This window comes from Hydrogenophaga borbori, from assembly GCF_003417535.1.
Lineage (GTDB): Bacteria > Pseudomonadota > Gammaproteobacteria > Burkholderiales > Burkholderiaceae_C > Hydrogenophaga > Hydrogenophaga borbori.
In genome coordinates, this window is sequence record NZ_QVLS01000014.1 from 176,295 (window position 1) to 182,294 (window position 6,000).

The 6,000-nt window shown below is 70.2% G+C and carries 6 protein-coding genes; 1 reads left to right on the plus strand and 5 read right to left on the minus strand.

Annotated elements, in window-relative coordinates; genetic code table 11:
• Nucleotides 1-23 precede the first annotated feature (23 nt).
• From htpG to DY262_RS19915, 5 genes are all read right to left on the minus strand, one after another.
• Nucleotides 24-1,886, minus strand: coding sequence for a molecular chaperone HtpG (gene htpG, locus DY262_RS19895; RefSeq protein ID WP_116960805.1), 1,863 nt, complete (start codon nt 1,884-1,886; stop codon nt 24-26).
• A gap of 105 nt (nt 1,887-1,991) precedes the next feature.
• Entirely contained in the window at nt 1,992-3,236 is a 1,245-nt protein-coding gene (locus DY262_RS19900) for an esterase/lipase family protein (protein ID WP_116960806.1), read from the minus strand.
• Nucleotides 3,237-3,290: 54 nt separating this feature from the next.
• A complete protein-coding gene (locus DY262_RS19905; RefSeq protein ID WP_245981118.1) occupies nt 3,291-4,319 on the minus strand; it encodes a pseudouridine synthase in 1,029 nt (342 codons plus the stop codon).
• 76 nt (nt 4,320-4,395) lie between these two features.
• Complete coding sequence (locus DY262_RS19910; protein ID WP_116960807.1) at nt 4,396-4,794, minus strand: hypothetical protein; 399 nt, start codon at nt 4,792-4,794, stop codon at nt 4,396-4,398.
• A gap of 162 nt (nt 4,795-4,956) precedes the next feature.
• Nucleotides 4,957-5,676 carry a Crp/Fnr family transcriptional regulator gene (locus DY262_RS19915; protein ID WP_070397095.1) on the minus strand — a complete coding sequence of 240 codons (720 nt, stop codon included), beginning with the start codon at nt 5,674-5,676 and terminating at the stop codon, nt 4,957-4,959.
• 138 nt (nt 5,677-5,814) lie between these two features.
• Between DY262_RS19915 and DY262_RS19920 the strand changes: the two genes are divergently transcribed.
• Nucleotides 5,815-6,000 (plus strand): AMP-binding protein (locus tag DY262_RS19920; protein WP_147326282.1); only part of this gene is annotated, 186 nt, incomplete at its 3' end.

A 6,000-nucleotide genomic window follows, 5' to 3' on the forward strand; every position in this document is an offset into this window, starting at 1 on the left:
TGCCCCACCCCGGCACCCGTCTGTCACACCAGCAGGGCATTGACGCGGCGCACATAGGCCGCCGGGTCTTCGGGCAGGCCGCCCTCGGCCAGCAGGGCCTGGTCGAACAGCACGTGCGCGAGGTCGTCGAAACGCTCGTTGCCCTCGAGCTTCTTCACCAGCGGGTGGCCCGCGTTCACCTCCAGGATGGGCTTGACCTCGGGCGCCTTCTGGCCCGCCTGCTTGAGCAGGCGGGCCAGTTGCATGGAGTAGTCGCCGTCCTCCACCACCAGGCAGGCCGGCGAATCCACCAGGCGCGAGGTCGCGCGCACGTCTTTCACGCGGTCCTTGAGCGCTTCCTTGAGCTTCTCCAGCACGGGTTTGAAACCTTCGGCGGCGGCTTCGGCGGCCTGCTTCTCGGCCTCGTCCTGCAGGTCGCCCAGGTCCACGGCGCCCTTGGCCACGCTCTGCAGCGGCGTGCCATCGAACTCGGGAAGGAAAGACAGCGCCCACTCGTCCACGCGGTCGGCCATCAGCAGCACTTCGATGCCCTTCTGGCGGAACACCTCGAGCTGCGGGCTGTTGCGCGCGGCGGCGATGGAGTCGGCGGTGATGTAGTAGATGGCCTTCTGGCCTTCCTTCATGCGCGACTTGTAGTCGGCCAGCGAGCCCGGCTCTGCCTGCGTGCTGCTGGCGAAGCGCAGCAGCTTGGCCAGCTTGTCGCGGTTGGTGAAGTCCTCACCCAGACCCTCCTTGAGCACGGCACCGAACTCGGCGTAGAACGCCGCGTACTTCTGCGCATCCTTGCTCAGTTCGTCGAGCATGCCCAGCACGCGGCGGGTATTGCCCTCGCGGATGGCTTTGACGTCGCGGCTTTCCTGCAGCAGCTCGCGGCTCACGTTGAGCGGCAGGTCGCTCGAATCGACCACGCCCTTGACCCAGCGCAGGTAGGCGGGCATCAGGGCCTCGGCCTCGTCCATGATGAAGACACGCCGCACGTACAGCTTGATGCCGGCCTTGCGGTCGCGGTTCCACAGGTCCTGCGGCGCCTTGGCCGGCAGGTAGAGCAGTTGCGTGTACTCGGTGCTGCCCTCCACGCGGTGGTGGCTCCAGCTCAGCGGGGCCTCGCTGTCGTAGCTCAGGTTTTTGTAGAACTCGACGTACTGCTCGTCGGTGATGTCCTTCTTCGGCCGCGCCCACAGCGCGTTGGCCGAGTTCACCGTGGTCCATTCGTCCTTGAGGCGGTGCTCGCCTTTTTCGGCGTCCCATTCCTCTTCCTGCATGCGGATGGGCAGGCTGATGTGGTCGCTGTACTTGCCAACGATGGACTTGAGCTTCCAGTGGTTGAGGTACTCCGTCTTGTCCTCCCGCAGGTGCAGGATCACGCTGGTGCCGCGCGCGGCGCGCTCGATGGCCTCGACCTCGAAGTCGCCGCTGCCGCCACTGGTCCAGCGCACGCCCTCGCTGGCCGGCAGGCCGGCGCGCCGGCTCTCCACGACGATCTTGTCCGCCACGATGAAGCCCGAATAGAAGCCCACGCCGAACTGGCCGATGAGCTGGGCGTCGGACTTCTGGTCGCCTGTGAGCCGGCTCATGAAGTCGCGCGTGCCGCTCTTGGCGATGGTGCCCAGGTGGTCGATCGCCTCCTGCGCGCTCATGCCGATGCCGTTGTCGGTGATGGTGAGGGTGCGCGCGTCCTTGTCGAAGGCGATGCGGACGTCCAGTTCGGGCGCGTCCTCGTACAGGGCGCTGTTGTTCAGCGCCTCGAAGCGCAGCTTGTCGCAGGCATCGGACGCGTTGGAGACCAGCTCGCGCAGAAAGATGTCCGGGTTGGAGTACAGCGAGTGCGTGACGAGGTGCAGCAGCTGGGCCACCTCGGCCTGGAAGGAATGGGTCTGTTTGCTCATGGCGGGAATGATGAGGGAAACGGAAAACGCTCGCCGGCAGCGCACCGGCGCGCACCGAGCGTGGCCCAAGTGGGGGCGGCACAGGGGCTTTTCAAGCCCCCGCTCTCAGGCGATCGACACCGCCGGTGCGGCCCTCAGCCACTGCCTCAGCTGCTCGGCCACCAGCGGGCTGGACAACAGGTCGAGGTGCCCGGTGCGGTACACCACGCGCAGGCTGCCGCGCGCGAACGCCAGGCGGCGCGCGGGCTCGTCGTGTTCACCCAGGGCGCTGCGCAGGGGAACCAGGCCGTCGCCCACCAGGCGCTCAGCCAACAGGCCGCGGCGCGGCGCCAGGCAGGCCGCCACGCCAAAGCAGGCCACGCCGTCGGGCAAAGGCAGCGGATCATCCATGTGCCCCTCGTCCGGGTGCCGCAGGTGGCCGTACCGCAGGTCGACGATGCCCGCGCTGCGCAGGCGACCCAGCCGCGCCAGCGGGGCGGAAAACGGCGAGGAGCCGAGCAGCAGATCCGCGCCGTGTCCCGCGCGCTCCAGAGGGGCACCGTGGTGCGGCGTCCCCAGGAACACCAGGTGCCTCAGCAGGTCGGGCCACCGAAGTCCCGCGCGGCGTGCCTCGTGCACCGCGCTTCGCGCCACCAGTCCGCCCATGCTGTGGCCCACGATGGTGATGCCCTGCACGGGCAGCGGCCACAGGGCCAGCACGCGTTCCAGCTGGTGCGCCAGTTCGCGGCCGTTGGCCGCGATGCGCAGGCCGCTGTTGTAGCGCAGGCGCAAAGGGGTGGCCCGCAGCGCCTCGCTCAGCACCTCGGTGTGGTCGTGTCCGCCGCGCCGCCATTGCGTGTCGTTCATGCACAGGCCATGCACCATCAGCAGCAAGTGGGGCCTGGCCCCCTGCAGCGCCCGATCGAACCGTTCGGCCTGCCGCGTGGGCAACACCCGCTCGCCCTGGCGCCACTCCATCGGCTGGGCGAGCGCATTGCCCATGGCCGCGAGGCGGTCTCCGAGCACCCCGTTGATCGCCGCCACCACGGCCTCGCGCCCGGGCGAGTCCTGCCCGACCTGGGCGGGATCGTCGAACAAGGGGAGAACGCTGTGCAACACGCCGTCGATGCCAGCGCCCACGCCGTGCGCGACCCCGCGAATGGCCCCATAGATTCGCCCGGTGAGGCCACCGGCACGCTCGGGCGCCTCACCCGCCGGCAGGCCCATGCGTTGGCGCACGGCCTGGTGCACGCCCTCGGCAATGCCGACCACGCCGAGCGTGGCCTGCGTGGCCAGTTGGGCGGCGGCCCTCAGATCGCTGGGGCGCAGGTGCCGCCGGCGAGGAGGAGGCGGCGGAACGGAGGCGGTCATGCCGGATTGTGGACAGGCCCCGGGGGGCCGCACCGGCCGGGGGGACCGGCGGCGTCAGAACGCTTCGCCAGGAAGCAGGTAGCGCCACTGCCCCTGGGGCAGCTGGCCCAGGGCCACGCGACCGATGCGCACGCGCTTGAGGCCCACCACGTGCAGGCCCACCGCCTCGCACATGCGGCGGATCTGGCGTTTCTTGCCCTCGGTGAGCACGAAGCGCAGCTGCTCGGGGTTGAGCCAGTCCACGCCCGCGGGCCGAAGCGGCTGGCCATCGAGCGACAGGCCGTGGCGCAGCCGCGCCAGCCGGTCGGCGGGGAATACGGCCTGCACGTCCTGCTCGACCACGCCCGGCCCTTTCGGCCCATGCGGCGCCCACACGACGCGCACCAGGTACTCCTTCTCCACCTCGCTGTCCTCGCCGATGAGGGCGCGAGCGACCCGCCCGTCCTGCGTGAGCACGAGCAGGCCGGTGGAGTCGATGTCGAGCCGGCCCGCGGGCGCCAGGCCCTTGAGCTGCGCGGGCGAGAAGCGGCGCGGGCTGCGGTCGTCCTTCCAGTGGGTCCTGGCGTTCACCAGCACGACGGCGGCCTCGTGGCCGTCCTCGGGCTGGCCGCTCACGTAGCCCACGGGCTTGTGCAACAGGATGGTGACGCGCTCGCCCTGGGCCCTTTGCGCGGCGGGCAGCACCTCGATGCGGGCGCCGGGCCCCACCGCCTGTCCCATGGTGGCCACGGCGCCGTCCACGCTGACCCAGCCATTGGCGATCCACTCGTCGGCCTCGCGGCGCGAGCACAGGCCCAACGCCGCCAGGCGCTTGTTGAGGCGCGTGCCGTCGCGCGGCGCGGCGGGCGCGTGAGGGGGGGCGGGGTCGCGGCGGGGCGCCCTGCCGGGGTCACCGGCCCGGGGGGCCGTGGCGGTGGCTGCGGGCTGCACAGGCAGTTCGGGCCGCTGCGCGCTGCTCAGGGGACGGGCGCGCGCCGGGCCGGGGGGGCGCACGGGGGGGCGGCGGGGCGCGCGCGGATCGGCCGGGGGCTTGGGGGCCGCGGGCTTGAGCTTGAGCGTTCGGTTGGGGGGATCGGATGCCATGGCAGCGATTGTCGCCAACCCCACCACCGGCAAAAGAAATCGCCCCGAAGGGCGATTTCCGCCGCTCTTGCCGCGCTCAGGTCTTGCCCTTGGCGGCCTTCAGCGCCCGTTCGTGCTCGGCCTTCGCATCGGCCTTGCACACCTTCTGGGCGTCGCCCGTCTGGTCTTCGCACTTCTCCTTGGCGATGTCGTAGGCGCTGTCGGCCTTCGCCTTCTCGAGCTTGCGGGCATTGTCCGGCGAGGCCTTGTATTGCTGCTCCAGGGCCGCCTTGTCGACACGCTCCGTGCCCTTGGCTTCTTCCTGGCACACGTCCTTGGCGTTGTCCTTCATGGCATCGCAGGCCTTCTTCGCGGTCTTGTAGTTCATCTCGATGCGCTCCTTGGCCGCGTCGTACTCCGCCTTGCTCATGGTCTGGGCGGTGGCGAAGGCGGAAACGGCGCACAAGGCGACGGCGGTGGCGATTCTGACGTTCATGCTTGACCTCCTTGGGGTTGGGATGCCCCATGTTCCGCCGGGGGGCGGGCGCGCGGCGTAGGAAAGGCCCGCCGCGGCGTGTAGGAGAAAGGCGGTCCCCACCCCGCCCCGCCCCGCCGATGCCGATGCCGATGCCGATGCCGGCCCGCGGCCGCGAAGCCCTCAGCCCAGGTCGCCCGAGCGCAATGCCTGCAGATCCAGCACGCGCAGGCCCCCGTACTCGATGCGGATCCACCCCTTCGCCTGCAGCGCACCCAGGGCCTCGTTCACGCGCTGGCGCGACAGGCCCACCAGGTAGGCCAGCTCCTGCTGCGTGATGCGCAGGATGCCGCCCACGTTGGGCGACAGCAGCGGGTGGAACAGGGCCGCCAGGTTGCGCGCCACGCGCAGGTCGGGGCTGCCCAGGCGGTCCACCTCGCGCGCGGCGATGAACTGGCCCAGGCGTTCGTTGAGCTGGTGCATCACGAAGCGGTTGAAACCAATGGAATGGTCCAGCAGCCAGTCGAAGGTCTCCACCGGCAGGCCCGCGATCAGGCTCTTGCGCAAGGCCTGGATGTTGTAGCGGTACTGCTCGTGCTTGAGCACCGTGCCCTCGCCGAACCAGCCACCGGGCGCCACCCCGGTGAAAGTGATGGCGGGACCGCTGGAATCGTCGTTCGTCATCTTGAGCAGGCCGTCGACGAGGCCGAACCAGTAGGTCACCGGCCGCCCGATGCGGCAGACGTAGTCGCCGGCCTCGGCCTCCACCACCTGCAGCGCGTCCAGCGCGCGCTCGCGCGCCTCGCCCTGCAAGGGCGGCAGCCAGGGAATGCCGGCGAGCTCGGCCTCGGTGGGGCGGCGTGCGCGCTCGCGGATGGCGCTGCGGCGGGCGGCAAGGTACATGGGGAAAGTCCTAGCAGGGTAGACCCTCAATTGTCGTCACACAGACAACATAACGTCAAACCCCGGCCTACCATGCGCTCCATACCCCAACCCGGTGTCGCCAGCGAGCGCCCGCGTCGGGACCACAGGAGACGAGGCATGCAGACCACTTTTCCGCGGATGCTGCGGGACCATGCGAAGCAGCGGCCCGACGCGCCCGCGATGCGAGAGAAGGCGTACGGGATCTGGCAAACGACGAGCTGGGGCGAGATGCTGCGGCTGGTGAGGGGTCTGGCGTGCGGACTGCACGAGGCGGGTTTGCGCCGTGGCGAGCACCTGGTGGTG

Bases quoted from the DNA above. Each gene is read 5' to 3' on its own strand.
- DY262_RS19905 (WP_245981118.1), bottom strand. From the start codon at position 4,319: ATGGCATCCGATCCCCCCAACCGAACGCTCAAGCTCAAGCCCGCGGCC.
- htpG (WP_116960805.1), bottom strand. From the start codon at position 1,886: ATGAGCAAACAGACCCATTCCTTCCAGGCCGAGGTGGCCCAGCTGCTG.
- DY262_RS19900 (WP_116960806.1), bottom strand. From the start codon at position 3,236: ATGACCGCCTCCGTTCCGCCGCCTCCTCCTCGCCGGCGGCACCTGCGC.
- DY262_RS19915 (WP_070397095.1), bottom strand. From the start codon at position 5,676: ATGTACCTTGCCGCCCGCCGCAGCGCCATCCGCGAGCGCGCACGCCGC.
- DY262_RS19910 (WP_116960807.1), bottom strand. From the start codon at position 4,794: ATGAACGTCAGAATCGCCACCGCCGTCGCCTTGTGCGCCGTTTCCGCC.